General features: G+C 59.2%; 23 protein-coding genes. 10 read left to right on the forward strand and 13 right to left on the reverse strand.

Annotated elements, in window-relative coordinates; all coding sequences use genetic code 11:
• Positions 1-53: 53 nt before the first annotated feature.
• The 7 genes from hdfR to glpT all read right to left on the reverse strand — a co-directional run bounded on the left by hdfR (position 54) and on the right by glpT (position 7,515).
• Positions 54-926: an HTH-type transcriptional regulator HdfR gene (hdfR, locus tag ACTG1P_RS04670; RefSeq protein ID WP_005337525.1), complete on the reverse strand. Its 873-nt coding sequence runs from the start codon at positions 924-926 to the stop codon at positions 54-56.
• On the reverse strand, positions 926-1,297 hold the full coding sequence (gene maoP / locus ACTG1P_RS04675; RefSeq protein ID WP_005337527.1) for a DUF413 domain-containing protein: 372 nt from the start codon (positions 1,295-1,297) through the stop codon (positions 926-928). The genes hdfR and maoP overlap by 1 nt, the downstream gene beginning before the upstream one ends.
• A 298-nt stretch (positions 1,298-1,595) precedes the next feature.
• Positions 1,596-2,078 carry a serine protease inhibitor ecotin gene (eco, locus tag ACTG1P_RS04680; protein WP_005337529.1) on the reverse strand — a complete coding sequence of 161 codons (483 nt, stop codon included), beginning with the start codon at positions 2,076-2,078 and terminating at the stop codon, positions 1,596-1,598.
• Positions 2,079-2,296: 218 nt separating this feature from the next.
• Positions 2,297-3,385: a glycerophosphodiester phosphodiesterase gene (gene glpQ, locus ACTG1P_RS04685; protein ID WP_440000617.1), complete on the reverse strand. Its 1,089-nt coding sequence runs from the start codon at positions 3,383-3,385 to the stop codon at positions 2,297-2,299.
• Positions 3,386-3,491: 106 nt separating this feature from the next.
• A complete protein-coding gene (glpD, locus tag ACTG1P_RS04690) occupies positions 3,492-4,979 on the reverse strand; it encodes a glycerol-3-phosphate dehydrogenase (protein WP_139734077.1) in 1,488 nt (495 codons plus the stop codon).
• 316 nt (positions 4,980-5,295) lie between these two features.
• Positions 5,296-6,054 (reverse strand): DeoR/GlpR family transcriptional regulator, encoded by a 759-nt coding sequence (locus tag ACTG1P_RS04695; RefSeq protein ID WP_005347045.1) that lies wholly within the window; start codon positions 6,052-6,054, stop codon positions 5,296-5,298.
• A 102-nt stretch (positions 6,055-6,156) separates the two neighbouring features.
• On the reverse strand, positions 6,157-7,515 hold the full coding sequence (gene glpT, locus ACTG1P_RS04700) for a glycerol-3-phosphate transporter (protein WP_005337540.1): 1,359 nt from the start codon (positions 7,513-7,515) through the stop codon (positions 6,157-6,159).
• Between the two features lie 489 nt (positions 7,516-8,004).
• Between glpT and ACTG1P_RS04705 the strand changes: the two genes are divergently transcribed.
• The 4 genes from ACTG1P_RS04705 to ACTG1P_RS04720 all read left to right on the forward strand — a co-directional run bounded on the left by ACTG1P_RS04705 (position 8,005) and on the right by ACTG1P_RS04720 (position 13,040).
• Complete coding sequence (locus ACTG1P_RS04705; protein ID WP_440000618.1) at positions 8,005-8,853, forward strand: MIP/aquaporin family protein; 849 nt, start codon at positions 8,005-8,007, stop codon at positions 8,851-8,853.
• A 54-nt stretch (positions 8,854-8,907) separates the two neighbouring features.
• Positions 8,908-10,410 carry a glycerol kinase GlpK gene (glpK, locus tag ACTG1P_RS04710; protein WP_227094823.1) on the forward strand — a complete coding sequence of 501 codons (1,503 nt, stop codon included), beginning with the start codon at positions 8,908-8,910 and terminating at the stop codon, positions 10,408-10,410.
• Between the two features lie 226 nt (positions 10,411-10,636).
• On the forward strand, positions 10,637-12,613 hold the full coding sequence (locus tag ACTG1P_RS04715) for a methyl-accepting chemotaxis protein (protein ID WP_440000619.1): 1,977 nt from the start codon (positions 10,637-10,639) through the stop codon (positions 12,611-12,613).
• Positions 12,614-12,806: 193 nt separating this feature from the next.
• Entirely contained in the window at positions 12,807-13,040 is a 234-nt protein-coding gene (locus ACTG1P_RS04720) for a hypothetical protein (protein WP_005337550.1), read from the forward strand.
• A gap of 171 nt (positions 13,041-13,211) precedes the next feature.
• On the opposite strand, the gene ACTG1P_RS04725 is transcribed toward ACTG1P_RS04720, so the two are convergent.
• Positions 13,212-14,114, reverse strand: coding sequence for a LysR substrate-binding domain-containing protein (locus tag ACTG1P_RS04725; RefSeq protein WP_440000620.1), 903 nt, complete (start codon positions 14,112-14,114; stop codon positions 13,212-13,214).
• Positions 14,115-14,309: 195 nt separating this feature from the next.
• Here ACTG1P_RS04725 and ACTG1P_RS04730 point away from each other — a divergent pair, with 195 nt between their 5' ends.
• The 6 genes from ACTG1P_RS04730 (at position 14,310) to ACTG1P_RS04755 (ending at position 19,233) form a co-directional block, all read left to right on the forward strand.
• Entirely contained in the window at positions 14,310-14,678 is a 369-nt protein-coding gene (locus tag ACTG1P_RS04730; protein WP_076493666.1) for a DUF6404 family protein, read from the forward strand.
• 389 nt (positions 14,679-15,067) lie between these two features.
• Positions 15,068-15,430, forward strand: a complete 363-nt coding sequence (locus ACTG1P_RS04735; RefSeq protein ID WP_069555015.1) for a VOC family protein — start codon at positions 15,068-15,070, stop codon at positions 15,428-15,430.
• A 181-nt stretch (positions 15,431-15,611) separates the two neighbouring features.
• Complete coding sequence (locus tag ACTG1P_RS04740) at positions 15,612-15,908, forward strand: putative quinol monooxygenase (RefSeq protein ID WP_440000621.1); 297 nt, start codon at positions 15,612-15,614, stop codon at positions 15,906-15,908.
• Positions 15,909-15,973: 65 nt separating this feature from the next.
• A complete protein-coding gene (gene dkgB / locus ACTG1P_RS04745) occupies positions 15,974-16,777 on the forward strand; it encodes a 2,5-didehydrogluconate reductase DkgB (RefSeq protein WP_440000622.1) in 804 nt (267 codons plus the stop codon).
• Positions 16,778-17,215: 438 nt separating this feature from the next.
• Positions 17,216-18,394: an MFS transporter gene (locus ACTG1P_RS04750; RefSeq protein ID WP_042031181.1), complete on the forward strand. Its 1,179-nt coding sequence runs from the start codon at positions 17,216-17,218 to the stop codon at positions 18,392-18,394.
• A 167-nt stretch (positions 18,395-18,561) separates the two neighbouring features.
• Positions 18,562-19,233 (forward strand): NAD(P)H-dependent oxidoreductase, encoded by a 672-nt coding sequence (locus tag ACTG1P_RS04755; protein WP_236321911.1) that lies wholly within the window; start codon positions 18,562-18,564, stop codon positions 19,231-19,233.
• Between the two features lie 113 nt (positions 19,234-19,346).
• Here ACTG1P_RS04755 and ACTG1P_RS04760 read toward each other — a convergent pair whose 3' ends face one another.
• Genes ACTG1P_RS04760 through ACTG1P_RS04780 form a run of 5 tightly spaced genes read right to left on the reverse strand, consistent with a single transcriptional unit; the run spans position 19,347 to position 22,865 of the window.
• Positions 19,347-19,955, reverse strand: coding sequence for an HvfX family Cu-binding RiPP maturation protein (locus tag ACTG1P_RS04760; RefSeq protein WP_124929019.1), 609 nt, complete (start codon positions 19,953-19,955; stop codon positions 19,347-19,349).
• The gene (locus ACTG1P_RS04765) at positions 19,952-20,746 is read right to left on the reverse strand and encodes an HvfC/BufC family peptide modification chaperone (protein ID WP_440000623.1); all 795 of its coding nucleotides are present in this window, start codon (positions 20,744-20,746) and stop codon (positions 19,952-19,954) included. The genes ACTG1P_RS04760 and ACTG1P_RS04765 overlap by 4 nt, the downstream gene beginning before the upstream one ends.
• Entirely contained in the window at positions 20,739-21,596 is an 858-nt protein-coding gene (locus tag ACTG1P_RS04770; RefSeq protein WP_440000624.1) for a DUF692 domain-containing protein, read from the reverse strand. The genes ACTG1P_RS04765 and ACTG1P_RS04770 overlap by 8 nt, the downstream gene beginning before the upstream one ends.
• Positions 21,584-21,913, reverse strand: coding sequence for a hypothetical protein (locus tag ACTG1P_RS04775; RefSeq protein ID WP_440000625.1), 330 nt, complete (start codon positions 21,911-21,913; stop codon positions 21,584-21,586). Before ACTG1P_RS04775 ends, ACTG1P_RS04770 begins: the two co-directional genes overlap by 13 nt.
• The gene (locus ACTG1P_RS04780; RefSeq protein ID WP_042081514.1) at positions 21,906-22,865 is read right to left on the reverse strand and encodes an MBL fold metallo-hydrolase; all 960 of its coding nucleotides are present in this window, start codon (positions 22,863-22,865) and stop codon (positions 21,906-21,908) included. Before ACTG1P_RS04780 ends, ACTG1P_RS04775 begins: the two co-directional genes overlap by 8 nt.
• Between the last annotated feature and the right edge of the window lie 64 nt (positions 22,866-22,929).

Consider the following 22,929-nt stretch of genomic DNA (forward strand, 5'->3'; position numbering starts at 1 on the left):
CAAACAGAAGAGCCCACCGTGGGGTGGGCTCTTCCTTGGATAACACTCGACGCTTATTCGACGTTGAGGCGCAGTTCGGCGTCGTGCCAACCCAGCGGCAGGGTCAACAGCTGATCGATCAGCTCCCGGCGATCGGATTTCTCCAGATAGGCGAGATAGAGCGGGCGGCTCAGCGGCTGGCCCCCCTCCACCAGATGGAGCGCGCCCTTCTCTAGGAAGGGGCTGACCATCCGCCGTGGCAGGTAAGCAGCGCCACCATTGGCCAGCACAAACTGCAACGCCATGCTGGCGGAGCTGGAGTGCAGCACCGGGGTCTTTTGCAGGCTCTGCAAGCGGCTGGGTTGCGGCTCGAAGCTGGTGCCCCAGTCGAGGTGGATATGCGGCATCTGCATCAGGTTGTCGGCATTGGCGGCCGGATCCCGACTCACCAGCTCGAACACCAGCTCACCGATGGGATGCAGGGCGATCTCGTCGATCTTGGTGGGCTCGGAGAGCAGGGCCAGATCGAGGGAGCGCTCCAGCAACTGGCGGCAGAGGTGCTCGCGGGAAGCTGTTTCCAGCCGCACCGCCAAGCCGGGTGCCAGCGCATAGATGTGATTGAGCCAGTCGTTGAAATCGAGCTCCCAGAACACCGCGGGCGCGCCGATGGCCAACTGCTGGCTGAATCCCGGCGAGAGCGCCACATCCTGCTTGGCACGACCGAGGGTGTGCAAGATGGCGTCTGCGTAGGGCAACAGACGCTCACCGGAGGCGGTCAGGCGGATATTGTTGCGATGACGGGCAAACAGACTGACACCCAGTTGCTGCTCTAGCTGGCGGATCCGGAAACTCACCGCCGACTGGGTCAGGTAGAGATTTTCAGCAGCCCGGCCAAAGTGCCGGGTCTTGCTCACCTCGATAAAGGTCCGAAGCAGCTCGGTATCCATTAATCGATGGACTCGTCACTGCCACCGCCGCTGCCACCACCGACATCAAAGCTGCCGCCACCGCTACTCTCTTCGCTGGCGCCGCCAACAACGGTGCAGAGGCGATGAACGCGCTTGGGACCGATCACCTTGAGGTATTTGAACCACACCTTGGCATGGGGGTTGGCACCGGCTGCGCCGGATTTGACCTGCTCGACGAAGGCGGACTCGACATCGTCACGGGGTGCAAGGTTGCCCTGGTAGAGTGCCAGCATGGCGGTACCATACTTTTCCAGACTGTCCGCTTCGGCCACAGTGAATTCGCCACTGCGACGCAGGCCACGGGGAAAATGTTTGAAGTCGTTGAAACGCTTGTCTGATTCGAAGCTCATAGTGCTCTTTTTTCTGGTTAGTTTGACCTTTGCGGGCAAGTATCATCAGGCCATCGCTGAGTGCAAAATCAATTTTCTCACTATGTTAATAAATATTTTTTATCGAAGTCACTTTGCCCCATAGCTGACGCCGATTTTGTGGCATAACACACAAAAAACGTTGATAAATAATAAACTTATGTAAACGTACAGCCAATTTGCACGTCACTTTTTGGACTGTGCAGGCAAAAATAAAGCGCCATACGGCGCTTTATTTATCACATCAGGTGAACCAGCTGAACCTTTGGTTCAAACATCCTTACTCAATCATGGCCGGTTGGGCCAGGTTGTCGGCACGCCACAGACGGTAGCGCACTTCATACTCCTGCGGCACGTAGATCACGAACGGCAGTTTTGAGTTGTAGTTCACGAAGAAGCCCTGACCGTAGATCTGGACGAAGGTCTCTTTCTGCTGGTTATCGGGGCACATCATCAGGGTGCTGATGGGGTCGGAAACCTTGCCCAGTTTCAGGTAGTTGTAGCCCCAGCCTTTGACGCTGTGCTGTTCCAGGTTGCCTGCAAAACGCGGTACGTTGCAATCAACCATCATCTTTTTGCCGACCTGCAGCTCGACCATCATGTCGGCTTCTTTCTCGACTTCAGGCAGGCGGATCACCACACGTTCCTGATTCACGTCAGCGGCTGGGAACATGCTGATATCAAATTTTTTCGGCTCGGCGGCGAAGGCATGGCCACCTAGCAACAAGGCGCCCAGCAGGCTAAAACGCAATACGGTTTTCATCTGTACCTCATGGGGTTGGTTCAACGCCGCTAGACTAACCGCTCTGCCGATTTCATGCCAGCGATCTGCTACGTAAAAACTGCGTAAAATGATGCAGATCCGGCACACCATGACGTGATCTGGCTATTTTCTGACAGGGCGCACACTCCCGTTGCGGGAACCTGAAACAAAAAGCGAGGCCAATTGGCCTCGCTTTGCATTCAAATGGCGCCAGAGTGCTATTTGGCCGCCTCTTGATGGGCCTTGATGACGGCCACCGCCTTGTCGGGGAAGTCGCTGAACACCCCATCCACATCGGCCTGATAGAGGAAGATGTTAAGGAGATCGGTGAAGTCCTTGGCATAGGCCGGGATCTGCCCCTCATCCTGACGGAAGGTATAGGGGTGAACTTTCAGGCCCGCCGCGTGGGCTTCTTTTACCATGCCGGTGAAGACCGGCTTGCCCAAAGTGCCCGGCTCGGTGACGATCATCGGCTTCCACGGGCCAATCCCTTCGGCATAGCTGGCGATGGTTTTCATCGCCCCCGGCTTGAACATCCAGTCATAGTTGTAGGGGGTCGCCTTGCCCTTGGCGTCGTAGACCATGGTCTCGTTCCAGTCGGTCTCGGCCATCAGCTGCACCAGTTTCAGATCCATACCCATGGCGGGCATCAGCTCGCTGTTGATGCGCTTGAGTTCATCGGCATCGAAGCACTGCAGATAGACCTTGTCATCCTTCCCGGTGTAGCCGTACTCCTTGAGCACCTTCAGCACCGCCTTGGAGATATCCTTACCTTCGTGACGGAACAACCAGGGCGCCTTGATCTCCGGGTAGATGCCGATGTTCTTGCCGGTGCTCTTGTTGAGCCCCTGGATCATCTCTATCTCCTCCTGGAAGGTATGGATCTTGAAGTCTGACTTCCAGAGCGGGAAACGGGCCGGATAGACCGGCACCTGCTTGCCATCCACCAGCTGGAGCGGCTCGGTCATACGCAGGGAACGCACCTCATCCAGGGTGAAATCCACTACATAATAACGACCGTCCGGACGGGCACGACCGGGGAAGCGCGCCGCCACATCGGTGATGCCATCGAGGAAGTGATCGTGCATCACCACCAGCTGGTCATCCTTGGTCATCACCAGATCCTGCTCCAGATAGTCAGCCCCCATGCCATAGGCCAGCGCCTTGGACTCCAGGGTGTGCTCGGGCAGGTAGCCGGAAGCGCCACGGTGGGCGATCACCACCTTGCCTTCATCGGCAGCCAACACGGGTAATGAGAGAGATGCCCCAAGGCTCAAGGCGATGAGGGAAACGGCGAGTTTTTTCATATGTGATGCTCTTTATTATTGTGTGTAGGTAATTGTTCTATCAGAGGTTTGTTGCATATTTACGATGGAAAGCGGTGGGCAGCAGCGCACTGCCCACCGTCACTCATCAGCTCGCCTTACGCAGAGCCTGATGGTATTGGTCGAGCCAGATCTGCAACATCTGCTGCTCTGAGTCGTTCAGGCGCAGCCCCAGCTTGCTGCGGCGCCAGAGGATATCGTCCAGTGAACAGGCCCACTCCCGCTCGATGAGATAGCGCACTTCCGACTCGTACAGGCCGCCACCGAAGTGAATGCCGCGATCCTCTTTCAGCCAGAGACGGGCATGGGCGCCATAGGCCTCGGCAATACGCAGGGCGCTGCGATCATCGAGCCAGTCAAACTCCAGCGCAAAGGCGCGGGCCAGCTCGCGTACCGAGCAGTCAAACTCACCGCCGGGCAGACGGCTGGTCGCAGTCCAGTCATCCCCCATCTGGCTGAACCAGGGCTTGAGCTTGTTGCAGGCGGCCTGCGCCAGCTTGCGATAGGTGGTGAGCTTGCCGCCAAACACCGACAAGAGCGGCGCGCCATCCGATTCGCCAGAGAGTTCGAGGGTGTAGTCGCGGGTCACCGCCTGCGGCGAGTCTGACTCGTCATCACAGAGCGGGCGCACCCCGGCGTAAGTCCAGATCACATCTTTCGGCGCAATTTGGCGAGTGAAGTGGGCGTTGACCACCTTGCACAGGTAGGTAATTTCGGCCTCGCTGATCTTCGCTTCCCGCGGGCTGCCGTGGTGCTCCACGTCAGTGGTGCCTATAAGGGAGTAGTCCTGCTGATAGGGGATGACGAAGACGATGCGGTTGTCTTCGTTTTGCAGGATATAGGCCTCTTCGCGCTCATGGATGCGCGGCACTATCATGTGGCTGCCTTTAATAAGGCGAATGCCGCGGGGGGATTTCTCGTGCAGGCTCTCGTCGTAGAAGGTCTTGACCCAGGGGCCCGCCGCATTGACCAGACCACGGCAGGTGACGGTGAACTGCTCGCCCCCTTCCCGCTCCAAAGTGAGCGTCCAGTGTTTGGATCCGCGCACCGCCTTGATGCAGCGAGTGCGGGTCTGCACGTCGGCCCCCTTGTCACGGGCCATCATGGCGTTGAGTACCACCAGCCGGGCATCGTCAACCCAGGCATCCGAGTATTCAAATCCCTTGTTGATCCCCGCGCTCAAGCCATCTTGCGGCAGGAAGCGCACGCCACAGCTCCCCTTGAGCTTGTCGCGCTTGGCCAGATTGTCATAGAGGAACAGACCGGCGCGGATCATCCAGGCCGGACGCAGGTGTGGACGGTGCGGCAGGCGAAAGCGCATGGGACGGGCGATGTGAGGCGCCATACCGAGCAGCACCTCGCGCTCCGCCAGCGCCTCTTTCACCAGCCGGAATTCATAATGTTCGAGATAGCGCAAACCGCCGTGGATCAGCTTGCTGGAGTTGGAGGAGGTGGCAGAGGCGAGATCTTGCGCCTCAAACAGGGCAACCTTCAGACCCCGTCCTGCCGCATCGGCTGCGATGCCGACCCCGTTGATGCCGCCACCGACGACGACCAGATCATAATGTTCGCTCATGTTCACCTACTTTCATTTTTATGATTGCTATAACAGCAATGTTTGATTTCGCTCATTTTAGAACATGAAAATACAACAAACGAACATTTTATGATGAAAGTGTGATCGCCACAGCCCGCCAGAGGTGGCAAAGGGGACTGGTCAGCGGAGCAAATGGCGTCGGGCCAACATCGGCGGGTTGATAGCCAAAAAACCAGATTGAGTAGTGGTTTTGGCAATACCCATAAAGGGGTGAGATGAGTGCGGGGCTAGGGGAGAGAAAGAGAAAGGAGGCCGCCCTGACGGGCGACCGGCACAGCCTTGGCGTGTTTCGCCGTCAGCAGATGTGGCAGGCGATCTGGTGTTGCGCCATCAATCGCGTCAGCTTTTCCGGTGGCTCCTGATCGGTAAAGAGGGCGTGGATCTGGCTGAGATTGCCCAGATTGACCATGGCATTGCGACCGAACTTGGTGTGGTCCGCGGCCAGGAACACCTGACGGGAGTGGGCGATGATAGCCTGGGCAATCTTCACCTCGTGATAGTCGAAATCGAGCAGGGAGCCGTCGTTGTCGATCCCCGAAATCCCGATGACGCCATAGTCCATGCGAAACTGACCGATAAAGTCGCGGGTCGCCTCCCCCACGATGCCGCCATCGCGGTTGCGGATCTCGCCACCGGCAATGATGACGGTGAAGTCATCCTTGGCCGTCAGAATGCTGGCCACGTTGAGGTTGTTGGTGACGATGCGCAGCTCACGGTGATCGAGCAGGGCGCGGGCGATCGCCTCGGTGGTGGTGCCTATGTCGATAAAGAGCGATGAGCCGTCGGGAATATTGGCCGCGACCTCGCGGGCGATGCGCTCTTTCTCCTTGAGTTGCATCACTTTACGGGCGCTGTAGGCGGTATTGACGGTACTCGAATGCAGGGAGGCACCGCCATGATGGCGCCGGATCTTGTTCTGTTCGGCGAGATCGTTCAGATCCCGGCGAATGGTCTGGGGGCTGACGTCAAAGTGGGTCACCAGATCGTCGGTCGAGACAAATCCCTGCCGCGTCAGGACGTCCAGGATCTCCAGATGTCGTTGGGTTTGCTTCACGCTTGCACTCCGATGATGAGACAAAAAAAGGCCCCGGCAGATGCGGGGCCTTTTGGCAGTTTACCTGATCCCCTTTGGGATCAATAAGCTGAGGATCACGTTTTATGCCTTATGGGCAGCCGCTTTCTTGGCCGCAACGGCAATGTTCTCATGCTTGAGGGTCATCGCCAGCAGGATGATGGAGAGCACGCAGGAGACGGTCAGCACCATGAAGCCGCCATCCCAACCGAAGTGGTCAACGGTATAACCCAGCATGGCGTTGGCTGCCACGGCGCCGCCCAGATAACCGAACAGACCGGTGAAACCTGCCGCAGTACCGGCGGCTTTCTTCGGTGCCAGCTCAAGAGCATAGAGGCCGATCAGCATGACAGGGCCGTAGATCAGGAAGCCGATAGCCACCAGTGCCATCATGTCGATGGTCGGGTTGCCGGCCGGGTTGAACCAGTAAACCAGCACAGCCAGGGTCACCAGCACCATGAACAGGATACCGGCCGGTGCACGGCGGCCCTGGAACATCTTGTCAGAGATCCAGCCACACAGCAGGGTGCCCGGAATACCGGCCCACTCGTAGAGGAAGTAAGCCCAGGAGGAGTTGTCGACGGTGAAGTGCTTGGCCTCTTTCAGGTAGGTTGGCGCCCAGTCCAGCACACCGTAACGAATGAGGTAAACGAAAGCGTTGGCGATCGCGATGTACCACAGCAGTTTGTTGTGCAGCACGTACTTGACGAAGATCTCCTTGGCGGAGAACTCCTGCTCGTGGCTCTCGTTGTAATCCTTCGGATAGTCGTTCTTGTACTCCTCGATGGGAGGCAGACCGACCGATTGCGGGGTATCACGCATCACGAAGAAGGCGATCACCGCGATGGCGGCCGCCGCTGCCGCAGGCACATAGAAGGCGCTGCGCCAGTCGTTGAACCAGCCCATCCCGAGGATAAACAGCGGGCCAATCATGCCGCCACCCACGTTGTGCGCCACGTTCCAGACCGCAACCACTTCGCCGCGCTCTTTCTGTGACCACCAGTGCACCATGGTACGACCGCAGGGCGGCCAGCCCATGCCCTGTGCCCAACCGTTCAGGAACAACAGCACAAACATGATGGCAATGCTGGAGGTGGCCCAGTGCATGGTACCCATCATGAACATGATGGCAGCCGAGAGCAGCAGACCGGCGGAGAGGAAGTAACGGGCGTTGGAACGGTCGGAGACGTTCCCCATCAGGAACTTGGACAAACCGTAAGCGATGGAGACCCCGGAGAGCGCGAAACCGAGATCACCACGGGAGAAGCCCTGCTCGATCAGATAGGGCATCGCCAGACTGAAGTTTTTCCGTACCAGATAGTAGCCGGCGTAACCGAAGAAGATCCCGAAAAACACCTGCCAACGCATGCGTTTGTAGAAGGGGTCGACCTTGTCAGCCGGGAGCCTGTCGATGTGCGCCGCAGGCCTGAAGAGACTAAGCATGTTCTGCTTCCTTATTGTTGTTATGGGCGGTTGAGGATGCCCTGACCATTCCGACGAATCATGTGAGTCCGCTGATTCGTAAGCGAGCCTATTGTGCTCATATGCGCTCATTTAATCTGTGATGCATGCTCAAATATTGCAGTTTTATTACAAATAAAAGCTCCAAATGAGAAATCACTCAGCAAGCGCCAGCCCTTGTGTGGCAAGGGTTGCAAGCTACCCCCTAAGTGGTAACTGGCGGTTATCAAGATGCTTTACGTCACATTTTCTTAGCAATGAGTGGGATCTTGTCCACATTTCCTATGGAGGGGGGATGGTGAAATTATTGGGAAGGGTTATTTTCTGTCACGACCGATAACGAGCGCAAACGAGCATAACGTTTGCGCAAGACGCAAAAACAACAAGGAAACGTTTTCGGCGGCAACGGATAGACACAAAAAGATAAAACGGAACATCAAACCTCTACGGGTGGATATAAGGAACAAAAGTATGAGCATACAAAGACCCAATACCCTGCTTGGCGAGTGCATCGCCGAGTTTATCGGAACCGGCCTGCTGATATTTTTCGGCGTCGGATGTGTGGCGGCACTGGTGCTGGCAGGCGCCAACTTCGGGCAGTGGGAAATCTCCATTACCTGGGGTCTGGGTGTGGCCATCGCCATCTATGTGACCGGCGGCATTTCAGGTGCCCACCTGAACCCGGCTGTAACCCTGGCGCTGATGACCTTCTGCGGGTTCGACAAGCGCAAGGCAGTGCCCTACATCATCGCCCAGATGGCCGGTGCCTTCTGCTTCGCCGCCCTTGTCTACTTCCTTTATGGTAACCTTTTCACCCAGTGGGAAGTGACCCATAACGTGGTGCGCGGCAGCGTCGAGAGCCTCGGCACCGCCGGGATCTTCTCCACCTACCCCAATGCCCTGCTGACCAATATGCAAGCTTTTGCCGTCGAGCTGGTGATCACCGCCGTCCTGATGCTGGGCATCATGGCGCTGGGTGACAACAACAACGGCGCCCCCAAAGGGTTCGCTGCCGCCCTGCTGATCGGTATCCTGATCGCGGTGATCGGCGCTTCCCTTGGCCCGTTAACCGGTTTTGCCATGAACCCGGCCCGTGACTTTGGTCCGAAACTGTTCGCGTTCTTTGCTGGCTGGGGTGATGTTGCCCTGACCGGTGGTCGTGACAACCCCTACTTCTGGGTTCCGATCCTTGGCCCCATCGTTGGCGCCCAGATTGGTACCGCTCTGTATGTCAAAGTGCTGGCTCCCTGCGTCCCGGGCAACCGTGTCGTCACCACCGAGCAAGCGACCCAAACCGCCAAAGAAGAGGCTGCCGCATAAGAGCGGCCCCCTCCAACGTATAAAAACGTGGAAAATAGAAACGTGGAGAACATCATGTCTGCTGAAAAGAAATATGTCGTCGCTCTGGACCAGGGAACCACCTCTTCCCGCGCCATCGTGTTTGATCAGGATGCCAACATTGTCGGTACCTCCCAGCGCGAATTCACCCAGCACTACCCGAAAGCTGGCTGGGTAGAGCACGACCCGATGGAGATCTGGGCGACCCAATCCTCCGTCTTTACCGAAGTGCTGGCCAAGACTGGCCTTCGCAGCGAAGAGATCGCCGCCATCGGTATCACCAACCAGCGTGAAACCACCGTCGTCTGGGAAAAGGCCACCGGCAAGCCCATCTACAACGCCATCGTCTGGCAGTGCCGCCGCACCGCCGCCATCTGCGAGGAGCTGAAAGCACGCGGTCTGGAAGAGTACGTTCGCGAAAACACCGGTCTGGTGCTGGATGCCTATTTCTCCGGTACCAAGGTGAAGTGGATCCTCGACAACGTGGAAGGTGCCCGCGAGAAGGCAATGAACGGCGAGCTGCTGTTCGGCACCATCGATACCTGGCTGGTCTGGAAGATGACCAATGGCGAAGTCCACGTCACTGACCCGACCAACGCCTCCCGTACCATGCTCTACAACATCCGCGAGCTGAAGTGGGACGAGAAGATGCTGGACGAGCTGGGCATCCCCATGTCCATGCTGCCGGAAGTGAAACCCTCTTCTGAAGTGTACGGCTACACCACCCGTGGCGGCGGCTCCCGCATCCCCATCGCCGGTATTGCCGGTGACCAGCAGTCTGCCCTGTTCGGCCAGCTCTGCTTTGAAAAAGGGATGGCCAAGAACACCTACGGCACCGGCTGCTTCATGCTGATGAACACCGGCACCGAGCCGGTTCGCTCCAGCAACGGCCTGCTGACTACAGTCGCCATCGGCCCGAAAGGGGAAGTGAACTACGCGCTGGAAGGTGCGGTGTTTATGGGCGGCGCTACCATCCAGTGGCTGCGTGACGAGCTCAAGATCATTCACGATGCCCGCGATACCGACTACTTCGCCTCTAAAGTGGGCGATACCAATGGCGTCTATCTGGTACCGGCCTTCGTTGGTCTGGGCGCCCCCTACTGGGATCCGTATGCTCGCGGCACCATGGTCGGCCTGACCCGCGGCGCCAACCGCAACCACATCATCCGTGCAGCTCTGGAATCCATCGCCTATCAAAGCCGCGACGTGCTGGATGCGATGCAGCAGGACTCCGGCATCAAGCTGGCAGCCCTGAAAGTAGATGGTGGCGCTGTGGCCAACGACTTCCTGATGCAGTTCCAGTCCGACATGATGCACACCCCGGTGGTGCGCCCGACCCGTATCGAGACTACCGCCATGGGTGCCGCCTTCCTGGCAGGTCTGGCCGTCGGCTTCTGGAAAAGCTCGGACGAGCTGGAAGACAAGTTCAGCGTGGACCGTGAGTTCATCCCGCAGATGGACCGCGACGACCGTGCCAAACGCTACAGCGGTTGGAAGAAAGCGGTCGAGCGTTCACGCCGCTGGGCTGAAGAGGATTGATCGGGCACCCGACATTCCGTTGAGATAAACACCCAAGAGGCCGACCGCTATGTCGGCCTCTCTTTTTATGCTTTCCCTTGCTGGTTTCTGCCCCCTTCCCCGCTCATTGCTCCCTCCTGTTTTTCTGCCGCCCTCTGTTGTTACCATCCGCCACAACGCAATTGAGTTCTCTATCTATAATCATCATCTGGGTCGCATATGCGACCTTATTTATGAGGAGAGCGATATGGAGAGGGCGATACACCGTTTTACACTGCACTCACTCTGGTCAGGGCTCGGGATCCGCACCCGGATCCTCGCTGGCGTGGCGATACTGATGGCCATCGCCATCAGCTGCATCACCTTGATCCTCGAGCAGATATCCCACAGTCAGGCCCAGCAGCGGGTCGAACGCTACGAGCTGCCAAGCAGCGTGGATCGCATTGCCAACCAGCTGACCGCGCAGCTTATCCAGCACCTGACCGAAGCGCAGGCGCTGGCCAGCAACCGTTTTGTCATCGACTGGCTGACCGCTGGCATGCCAGAGCAAGAGTGGCCCGCCATGGAGCGTTACTTTCAGGATCTGCAACGGCGGATCGGCGGCAACGTCTTTATCGCACCCCGCCAGAGCAACACCCTGATCAACTTCAGCGGCGGCCCAACAGCCCAAAAATCGCTGAGCGAATCAGACCCGAAAGATGGGTGGTTTTACGGCTTTCTCAAGCGCAGCAAACCCTATGAGCTGAACCTCGACATCTCCGATTTTGACAAGCGCGCCTCCCTCTATATCAACACCGCCGTCACCCACGAGGGCAAGACCCTGGCGGTGGCAGGTACCTCCATCGACATGAGTGCCCTGAGCAAACTCATCAGCGGCTACCGGATCGGCAAGAGTGGCCAGGTCTATCTGGCGGATATGGAGGGCAATATCGAGATCCACCCCGAGCAGGAGGTAGAGGGGGCCGCCCACCACCAGCAATCCTTCCTCGATACCGTCAAGCGGCTTATTCCCAATGCCCGGGAACAGGTGGCCGTAGAGGCGCTAACACTGGAGGGGCAAACCTACCTCATCGCGGTACGTTACATCCCCACCCTCAACCGGCTGCTGATTGGCGAGATCAACAGCGCCGAGCTGGAAGAGGGACTGCAGGCATCCCGCCAGCTGATCATCATGGTGTCGCTCGCCATCGGCGGGATTGCCATGCTGGCCTCCGCCTGGCTGGCTCACTCCATCAGTCGCCCCATTCGTCAGGCTGCCGATGGCATGCACCACATCACTGCCGATCGGGATCTGGCGACCCGGCTCGACTTCTCGGACGAGTCTGAACTGGGTTTGATGGCCCAGAGTTTCAATCAGCTGATCCAGAGCCTGAACCAGAGCTTCTCCCGCTTCCAGCAGTCAGGCAGCGCCCTCTCCGCGCAGTCGTCCCAATCCATGCAGCAGGCCCAGGCACTGGCAGGAGAAGCGTGCCAGCAGGCCCAGAGCATTCAGGAGCTGACCACTGTGGTCACCACCATCGGCGACAACGCCGAGCAGATCGCCAGCCGCTCGGAAGGAGTCAACGACGTGACCCAACGCATCGCCAACCATATGCTCAGCATCGAGCAGGATGTGACCCAGAGCGCCGCGCAACTCGACACCTTGCGCAGCAGCATCGGCAGCTCCTCGGCCCTGCTCGATGAAGTGGTGAAAGACAGCAACAACATCACCCAGATCATGAACCTCATCCGCGATGTCTCGAACCAGACCAACCTGCTGGCCCTCAATGCGGCCATCGAAGCGGCCCGGGCAGGGGATATGGGACGGGGCTTTGCGGTGGTGGCCGACGAGGTACGTCAGTTGGCGGTGCGTACCCAGACCGCCACCAAGGATGTGCAGGATCTCATCTTGCGCCTGCAGGAGGGAACGCGGCAGGCCAGCAGCTCGATGGCAGACTCCCGCAACCTGAGCGAAGAGGGATACAACAGGATGAATCAGGCCAGAGAGGTGCTGGTTGATGCCACCAGCCAAATCAACCAGACCGCCCTCGAGATCAACGAGATCAGCGCGCTGGCACAGGCGCAGAATCAACAGATGGGGCAAGCCAGAACGGCGCTGGACGAGTTGGCCATGGTGGCCGAACACCAGCGGGAACACGCGCAGGAGAGCAATGCCGCCAGCCGCGAACTGTTCGAACTGGCCAAAGCCATCGACGAGCAGATCCGCCAATACCGGATTGGCTAGGTCCGGCGCTTCCCTCTCTCCCTCTCAATAACCAAGACGCCACCGCAGGGTGGCGTTTTCATTTTGCAAATCATTTTGCCTGCCCTCTCGAAACGGGAATGACGACGGAACTCGCAAACAATTGATAATTAACATGAAAAAATGTGGAATGGCCATTGCTTAGTGATATCAGACTCAACAGAGGGATATCGCCATGAAACCGACCACCACTCAAGCGCCCGTAGCTCACGTCGCCACTCAAAAAGAGACTCTGACTCCCCGCGAAGGCACCTTCCTGATGATGGTGGCCCAACTGGTGGTGCTCACCTGCATCGTACTGGCCGCCACCGTCGGCGGCCTCTCATGGCAGTGGACCCTGCTGCTGGCCATTCCGCCGGTGATCGGCGGCGCCCTGCTCAGCCGGGTATGGGGCAAACTGCCCCGCTAACTGCGCTTCAGCTCACACACCTTCCCGAACCGGCGGCCGACCCTCAAGTCGGCCGTCTGTTTATCTGCCACCAGGCTAATGCTGATTGGCCGCAACGAAGGCGCGGCTTGTTCTTCGCCAAGCAAACCGCAGCGACGAACCGTTCAAACAAACCGCACAAACCAACCTGAACTACAGGGTATGGCTGCCCAGCTGCTCTTTGAGAAAATCGAGCCAGACCCGCAGCCGGATATCCCGCTGGGCATCGGAGTAGAAGACCGCATTGATGGGGCGCGAGGCGCCACTGTTGCTGCGGGACAGCACCTCCACCAGCGCGCCGCTCTCCCGATCCGGCCCGGTCATGAAATCCGACAGACAGACGATCCCCTGCCCCGCCAGCGCCAGCTGACGCAAAGTTTCACCGCTGCTGGCACGCAGACTGGGGGTGATGGCAAAGCGATCCCCCTGCTCGGCACTGAGCAGCGGCCAGTGGTTGAGGTGATCGGGATGCAAAAAACCGAGCAGCTCGTGACCGCTCAGCAGATCTGCCGGTTGGCGCGGGGTGCCGCGCTCGCTCAAGTAAGCAGGAGAGGCCAGCAGCCGCAACCGCGAACGGCCAAGGGGCAGCGCGCGCAGGGAGGAGTCGGTCAGCTCGCCGATGCGGATGGCCATGTCCACCCGTCGCTCCATCAGATTGATAAAACCCTCCGAGCTGTGCAGCTGTAGCTCGATGGCGGGGTAGCGGCGGCGAAACTCGCCGATGATCGGCACCAGCCGGTGCAGAATAAAGGGGGTAGCCGCATCGACCCGCAAGATCCCCTCCGGTTGCTCCCGGCGCATCAGCAGATGCCCCTCCGCCTCGCTCATCTCGGTCAGGATCTTCACCGCCCGCTGATAGAACCAGCTCCCCTCTTCGGTCAGACTGACCCGGCGGGTGGTGCGATTGAGCAGCACGGTGGAGAGCTTCTCCTCCAGCCGCTTGATGCCACGGCTCACCACCGAGTTATCCATGCCGAGGTTCTCCGCCGCCTGGCGAAAACTGCCCGCCTCCACCACCGCCACAAACAGGGTCAGTTCATCAGAATGGGTCTTCATTGCTGTTATCCGGACAAGAGTAATGGGCCTTTATAGGCGCAGCCGCTGTGGATTGACAAGCGGGCGGTGAGGCCAGTTCTTTTTTTCTACAGAGAAAGAACGTGACCCCGAGCCCACATCATGCTCTCGATTTGTCAGTACAATGCAGCCTGAAAAGCGCCGTATGGCGCCATTTGTTTCACAAGGATGAATACCATGACATTTGAAGAACGGCTGGCCGCCGCCCATCAGGAGCTGGCTAACAAAGGGGTATGGCATGCCAACTACAATCCCCCGCTGTGCAGGCTGCTGCGCAGGTTCGGTTATCCCGTCAAACCGCCTCACTATGAGGGTTGGCTAACCAACGTTCTGGTATTCGGGGTAGGCATTGGTCTGGTATGGGGCATGGCGATGTGGTTTTTCAGTTGGCACCCCATGGGGATAGATCCGCTATTTGCCCTGCGCCAAACAGCCCTGTTTGCGGGATTCTGCGGCCTGACCATGGCATCTTGGCTCTGGCTGCGGCGCAAGCAGCTTAAACTGACCCCGTGGGAGCAACTGGAACAAAAACCACACCAACGGTAACAAGAACAAGCTGAGCGAAAATGAATCCCCATACGGGTCTAGACATGACGAATCCATACCTGTACAACCCACCTTTTACCTGAATGGGGTCTTCAATTGCTGGAATTTCTTGTCATTTTTACTCTGACTGTTTTCATCAATAGTCTACTGCTCGGCTACCGTATAATTCGCCACCACAACTGTAGTTGGCGCACTTACCAGCGCAGCAAGGATCCGGTTCCACTTATTTTTTTTATTCCCTTCAGCACATCCGCAGCCTTGTTGCTCAAGCCCCATATCGTAGCAGCGCTCTCGTGAGAAGCAGACCAGAAAAAACGTAAGAAGTGTCAGTAGGTTGGCGCAGCTATCTCTGCCATCATGCCCAATACATCAGCAGGGAGCATCACTTTATGAACGTCCATGAAAAACTGAACTATGTAGAGTTTGCAGCGCGAGATCTTTCCGCAACTAAAGCCTTCTTTCAGGCCGTATTTGGCTGGCAGTTTGTTGATTACGGCCCCGACTACTGCGCCTTTGCCGATGAGGGGCTGGATGGCGGATTCTATCGGGCTGATCAGTGCAACCAGACAGCTCAGGGTGGCGCACTGCTGGTGTTCTATAGCGCCGATATTGAAGCAACTCAAGCCAAGGTGAGCCAACACGGTGGCACCATCAGTCGCCCACTGTTCGACTTCCCCGGTGGCCGCCGTTTCCACTTCGTTGAGCCCAGCGGCAATGAATTTGCAGTCTGGTCAGAACCTTCCCACGCCTGATGATACAGGGCGGTACGTCCGCCCTTTTTCTCTTTGATTTCATGCCACCATGGCACTTACGCCATGTATTTCTAGCTACAGGATTGCTGCTTTCCCCTCAATACTGTTTTGCGACCAGCGCCCTGTTTCCAGCACGTCACGGCAGGCATACTGACTCTTCGTTTTTGCCAAGGAGGTTCAGATGTCATCACCCGTGATTGTGATTGCCCAGCTTGAAGCCCAACCCGAATTCGCCGCCCAGTTTCGCGCCGCCCTTGAGCCGCTGATTGCGGCCACCTTGCAAGAGGCGGGCTGCCAGCGCTATCAGCTGCATCAGGATCTGGACAATCCAAACAGCTGGATGCTCTACGAGGTGTGGGAGAGCGAAGCGGCCCTCACCTCCCATCAGGGCCAACCCCACTTTACCGAATTTGTCGCCAAGGCCGAACCATGGTTTGCCAGCAGCACCATTCGCCGCTATCAGCCGCTGGGCGCCTGACTGGCCCCTGTGCCACTTACCATTCAGCCCATCAAGGGCCAACCACCACCCCATTGAGGAACGAGATGATCAATATGCCACCCATGGGTCTGGGTACCTTCCGCCTGAAGGGCGAGCCGCTGCTTGCCACCCTGACCAACGGTCTGGAGCTGGGCTACCGCCATATCGATACCGCCCAGATCTATGACAACGAAGCCGACGTCGGTGCCGTGCTGAGCCGCAGTGCCATTGCCCGTCACGAGATCTACCTGACCACCAAGGTGTGGACCAGCGAGTTTGGCCCGGGCAAGCTGATCCCGAGCCTTGAGGTGAGCCTCGAAAAACTGGGCACCGACTACCTGGATCTGGCGCTGATCCACTGGCCCTCCCCCAAGGATGAGGTGCCGATGGAAGTCTATCTGGAGCAGTTGGCCGAGGCCAAAGCACAAGGCCTGACACGGGAGATCGGGGTCTCCAACTTCACCGTGGCCCAGCTCAAACAGGCTATCGAGATTTTGGGGCCGGGGGCCATCGCTCACCAACAGATCGAGGTTCATCCCCTGCTGCAAAACCGCAAAGTGGTGGAGTTCTGCAAAGCCCACGGTATCGCCGTTACCGCCTATATGCCGCTCGCCTATGGCAAGGTGCTGAGCGAGCCGCTGCTGATGGAGATTGGCAAGCGCCACGGGGTATCGGCGGCGCAGGTGTCGCTGGCCTGGCTGCTGGCGCAGGAGATGACGGTGATCCCGAGCTCCACCAAGCGGGAGAATCTCGCCGCTAACCTTGCAGCCCTCGATGTTAAGCTCACAGCCGAGGAGATGGCCGCCATCGCCACGCTGGATCGGGGCGAGCGCTGCGCCAACCCGGACTTTGCGCCAGATTGGGATTAAGCGGGAAGGGAAGCATGGCAACCCTCACGACCCTATTGCAACCACGAGCTATCCCCTCTCCCTGTGGGAGAGGGAGAGGGTGAGGGCAAGCTCCTCTTATAGGCCATAGGCCTTCAAGCAGATAGCTCCCCCTCATCCCCAACCCTTCTCCCACAAGGGGAGAAGGGTGTAAATAACGCTCAACGACATTCTTCAGCACCATTCTCTATTGGTACCCTACTCGCTCAGCACGCTTTTACTCTGCTTTCCAGTCACTTCGCTCTCATCTCTCTTCCCCCCTCTTTGCGGCCACTCTTGTCTCTCCCATTCCCCTCCTACTCATCGCCATTGCTGCTGATTTGGCAAAAGTAATTTGATGTTGCCGTCATTTTTGCCAACAAAACGCATCGGCATACTGGCGCCATTCTCCCGTCGGGAGTCCTCAACCAAGGAGTTGTTATGCCACTGGCGTTATTTGCCCTTACCCTGAGTGCCTTTGCGATAGGCACCACCGAATTTGTGATCGTGGGGCTTATCCCCACCATCGCAGAGCAGCTCAATGTCTCGCTCCCCTCGGCGGGCCTGTTGGTCAGCCTCTATGCCCTTGGGGTTGCCATCGGCGCCCCCGTGCTCACGGCGCTGACCGGCAAGGTGCCGCGCAAGTGGCTGCTGGTAGGACTGATGGCGCTCTTTACCGCCGGCAACCTGCTGGCCTGGCAGGCCCCCGGTTACGAGAGCCTGATTGTGGCCCGCATCCTGACCGGACTGGCGCACGGGGTCTTCTTCTCGGTGGGCAGCACCATCGCCACGGGTCTTGTGGCCAAAGAGAAGGCAGCGAGCGCCATCGCCATCATGTTCAGCGGCCTTACCGTGGCGCTGGTGACCGGCGTACCTCTCGGCACCTGGATTGGTCAGGTCTTTGGCTGGCGTGAAACCTTTCTGGTGGTAAGCCTGCTGGGTTTGGTCGCCATGGTGGGTAGCCTGCTGCTGATCCCGAGCAACCTGCCCAAGGGGGCGGCCTCCACCATCCGCGAACAACTCTCGGTACTGACCAAGAAGCCGCTGCTGCTGGTCTACGCCAAAACCGCCCTCGGTTATGGCGGCGCCTTCACCGCTTTCACCTTCCTCGCCCCCATCCTGCAGCAGGTGAGCGGCTTTAGCGCCGGTGCGGTGAGCCTGATCCTGCTGGTGTACGGGGTATCGGTCGCCGTCGGCAATATCTGGGGTGGCAAGCTGGCCGACAAGATGGGTCCCCTGCCTGCGCTGAAGCTGCTGTTTGCCGGTCTGGCGCTAGTGCTGCTGGCCCTCACCTTCACCGCCCCCCATCCAGTGCTGGCCGTGCTCACCGTGCTGGTGTGGGGCGCCTTTGCCTTCGGCAACGTGCCGGGTCTGCAGGTACTGGTGGTGAAGCAGGCCGAGCTGCACACTCCCAAAGCGGTGGATGTGGCATCGGGCCTCAATATCGCCGCCTTCAACGTCGGCATTGCGCTGGGATCTGTGGTCGGTGGCTTGGTGGTTGAGCACCTCGGCCTGATGCACACACCCTGGATCGGCGCCCTTATCGTGCTGCTGGCCTACGGACTGACCCATGTCAGCGAGCGCCGCGAAGCCCTCCGGCTCGCCGCCTGTCAGGCATAAGTTGCGCCAGCAGGCGTCACGCAAGGGCGTGGCGCCTGCTGCAATCGGCACAGCAGGCTTCTATGCTGTGACACAGCGTCAACCCGGCAACCATTTCAGCAACTGTTTCAGTAACTTTTTCAATAACCAAGCCTGTCACCCTCGCATCATTTGCCACGGAGTCTGTTATGAAGGTGCTTATCGTCTATGCCCATCCCGAACCGAAAAGTTTCAACGGTGCCCTCTTCTGCCACGCCATCAGGGCGCTGGAGCAGGCGGGCCACACAGTGATGACCAGCGATCTCTATGCGATGGGCTTTGATCCCGTCTCGGATCGGCGCAACTTCACCGCCGCCAGCGATCCCGATTTTCTCAAGCTGCAACTCGAAGAGCTGGCTGCCACCGAGCAAGGCAGCTTTGCCCCGCAGCTGGAGCAGGAGATGCAAAAGCTGGAGGCGGCCGATCTGCTGATCTTCCAGTTCCCGCTCTGGTGGTTTGGCCTGCCCGCCATCCTCAAGGGGTGGGTGGATCGGGTCTTTGCCATGGGACGGGTCTACGGTCAGGGTCATATCTACGAGAGCGGCAAGTTTCGCGGCAAGCGGGCGTTGCTGAGCCTCACCACCGGCGGCCCTACCGAGACCTATCTGCCCGACGGCTTCAACGGCGATATCGACGGGGTGCTGCGCCCCATCCAGCGCGGGATCCTGCAATTTGTCGGCTTCGATGTGCTGCGCCCCCATATCTGTTATGCCCCGGTGCGGGTCTCGCAAGAAGAGCGGGAAGCCTGGCTCGCTCAGTGGGCCGAGCGCCTTGGCCAGATTGAGCAGGAGTCCCCCATCGCAGTCGGCCGCTACCAGTAGCGGCTGACGCAGCTGACACTCTCCCCACACAGCACAAAAACAGCGAGCGGCCCTCGGCCGCTCGCTGTTTTTCACGCTCTGTCGTTATGGTTTTTGTTATCCGTGGGCAAGCCTTATGCCGCCTGTTGCACGCCTGCTTTGCCGGTCACGGCACGCTTGAGCCAGTAGTCTAGGCTGACGTAGCGGCCCCCGCCGTAAACCAGCAGCACCAGCAGCATCACGAAGTAGGTAGCGGCAAACTCCATCCCGTTGTTGAGCATCACGGGATCCCCGAGCTCGGTGATGTAGTTGTAGCGACCGGGGAAGTTGGCGGCCAGCCACTCGATAAAACCATTGAGGCGCACAGTGGCCTCCATGCTGCCGGTGGCGATGGCATCCCAGCCGTGTTTCCAGTGCACCATGGCGCTCGCCACGCTCATCAGGAAGATGGTGGGAATGGCCATGATGCGGGTAAAGAGGCCAAGGGCGATGCAGATGCAGCCCAGCACCTCGGTGCCCGCCGCCAGAAAGGCGAGCAGGGTCGGGAACGGCAGGTTGAGTCCCCCTTCCGAGATTGGCGCACCAAACCAGGCGACGGTGCCGGCAAAGCCCATCACCTTGGAGTGGGCCCCCACATAGATGACCGGGATGAGATAGAGGCGAATGGCCAGCAGGGCCAGAAAATCGAGCCGCTTGCACTGGGCTACCGCCCGCTCGTACCACTGGATCAGGGTGTTGTTCATGGGAATTCTCCTTGGTGTTTGTTAAATGGGGGCAAGGGGGTGCCGGACTGGCGCTCGCCAACGGACAAAGTCAGCAGACCCAGCCGGTAAAAATGGCGTACCCACTCGATCAGATCAAAGTCGCGGCGAACCTGTTGCACCTGTTGCAGGAACGCGGCTTGGGTGATCCCCGGTTGTTGTTGCAGCGATTGGATCAGCGCCACATCCCATTCGCGCAAGCTCTGGGTCACCACCTGATGATCCGGGCTGCGAAACAGGCCATAGAAGTGGCTGCCCTGCCGGGTCGGCACCACGCCGCTGCGACGAATGGCAAAGGGGAGCTCCAGCAGTTGCAGGGTAGGATTGAGCACAAACGAACTCTCCGCCGTCACCTCAACCCCCGATATAACTTGCGGCACTACCCCTTCATCAATCTCGACACAGAGGCAGGCCCACTCGTACTCCAGCAGCGCCAGCCGCTGCCTGGGCCAGTTGAGAGAGCACTCACTGTGGCGATGCTGCACATAGCGGACAAACTCGGTGGCGATATGGTGAAACTCGGGGGCCTCGGCGCCGTGCGCGATGACAAAGCCCTCCACCAGTTGCCACCTGTCCACCGGTGCCCAGTGAGCGTGGGTGAGCGGAAAAGCGCTCTCCAGCACCGACTCCACATTGGCGCGCACGCTGCGGGCATAGTGGCTGGCGATGCCATCCTGCGGCAGCCGCACCCGGCTCGCCAGCCAGGCGGTCTGCTGCTGCATCCGCTGCGGCGCCGTTTTGGGCGCAGTGATCAGTGATAACTGTCTATCCATAGCGCACCTCCCGCACCTGACTGTCGATCGCCTCGCAACAGGCGCCGTGCACCCGCGCCAGCTCAGCCTCCAGCTCTGCCAGAGGTGGCAGATGGTGATCCCGCTCCAGCAACAGGGGACGCAAACCGTGGGTCTGCACCGTATAACGGGCCAGCGCCACCACCTCCTCGCACACCGGTTTGCCATGGGTATCCAGCAAGGTGCCATCCGCCTCTTCCAGATGACCGGCGATATGGAAATAGCGGATCGCATTGCTCGGCAGCCCGGCGATCATCCGTTTGGGGCAGTAACCGTGGTTGCGGCTGTTCACAAAGACGTTGTTGATATCGAGCAGCAGCTCGCAGCCGCTGCGCGCCACCAGCTCGGCGAGAAAATCCTCCTCCGGCATCTCGTGGTCATAGCCGTGGTAGTAGGAGATATTTTCCAGCACCAGCGGGCGGGCCAGCGCCTCCTGCACCTGCGCGATCCGCTCGGCCAGATAGGGGATGTTCTCCCACTGACGCGGCACCGGTAGCAGTTCGTAAAGATACCCCTGTTGGTCGCGGGAAAAGCTCAGGTGCTCGCTGTAGATCCCGATACCGAACTCATCCAGAAAGGTGCGGATCTGGCTGAGCAGGGTGCGGTTGAGGGGCTGACAATCGCCGAGAGAGAGGCTGAGGCCGTGGGCCACCAGCGGGTAACGCTCGGCCAGCTGATGCAGCTGCGCCCGCTTGGCGCCGCCGATGGCCATCCAGTTCTCCGGCGCCAGTTCGAGAAAGTCGATGCCGGGGCGGACGGGGCCGACGCAGAGCGCATCCAGATGCTCCTGACGCAGCCCGATCCCCCGACTGCGGGAGCTTATTGGCCGCATACCCCCTCCGTCATCTTGCTGCCCTTGCTGGATCTGTCGCCATCAATCCCCTCACCCGCCACGCCACACTTGCCATCGCGGGCGCGCACCAGTCGCCCCTGCGGGTCGCTGTCTAAAGCCTGTTTTTCGAAGCGCTTCTCGGTGCCGCACTTGCCCGCCGCGCACTTGCCGCCGTGCTGTTCGCTGGGGGCGGCCTTGACCGGCGCATCGCCCGGGGTGGCCGCCAGCGCCAGCCCCGGTGTCAGGGCAATCAGGCTGGTCATGGCGATGGATAGGGTCAGTTTGCCGGTGGTTTTGTTGCTGTTTGAGTTACTCATGGGCGGACTCCTTGACGGATGAAACGGGGTAGCTGGAGAGATCGCGGGCGGCCACGATCTGGCCGTGGAACTGCTGTTTGACGATGGCCATCGCCTCTTTCTTGTGATTGAGGCCAACCCCCATCCAGTGGTTGAGCACCAGCAGCTTGGGGTTCACCTCGGCGGCAATCTTGGCCACCACAGATGGCTTGGCATGGAGCGAGGCGGAGACCGGGTCGGCCCCTTCGTGGATGGCGAGCGGCATCACCAGAATGTCGGCCCCCTTGGCAAACGGCACAAAGGCCGGGTTGCTGCCGTTCTGATCCGCCGAGATAACGATGGTCCCCTCGGCGCTCTCGATGCGATAGGCCAGACAGGGCACGTCACCGTGAGGGATGCCGAGCGCGGTGATGGTCAGCCCATCCTGCTGATAGACGGTGTGAGGCTGCGGGCTCTGGTAGGGCACATCATGGAGAGTGATGGGGAAGAGGCCATCGGTGCCATCCTTGAAGCCGCTCAGGTAGGCATAAGCGCCCTTGTCTTTGTTGAAGAGGGCATCAAAGTAGCCGCTCATGCTGGGGAAGGCCGAACCCGCCTCGGGCCCCGCCAGATCCAGTGGATCGCTGCGCTCGAAGAAATAGGCCCCTTTGAGCAGGGCGGGCAGGTCGGTCACATGGTCGGTGTGAAAGTGGGTGATGCCGATAAAATCGACCTCTTCGAGCTTGGCCCCCGCCTGGCCGAAGCGCAGGTAGACGCCGCCACCGGCATCGATCAGGATGCGGGATTTCCCTTTCCACCAGATCACCTCGCTGGAGGAGGCGCGCAGGTCGTCGGAGATGGGGCCGCCACTGCCGAGCACCTGCAGGGTGAAGGTTTTATCCAGTGGAGTCAGTTGTACCGGCTCGGCACAGGCCGGGGCGACGGTGAGCGCGCACCCGATGGCCAGCGCCACCGCTTTCAATCTCTGTTTCATCACAATTACCTGTCGGTTGGTTGTCGGTTGAAAGTGTGTCGTGTGTGTCGTTTAAAGAAGGGGA

Source organism: Aeromonas sp. 11P (genome assembly GCF_051920165.1).
Classification (GTDB): domain Bacteria; phylum Pseudomonadota; class Gammaproteobacteria; order Enterobacterales; family Aeromonadaceae; genus Aeromonas; species Aeromonas veronii.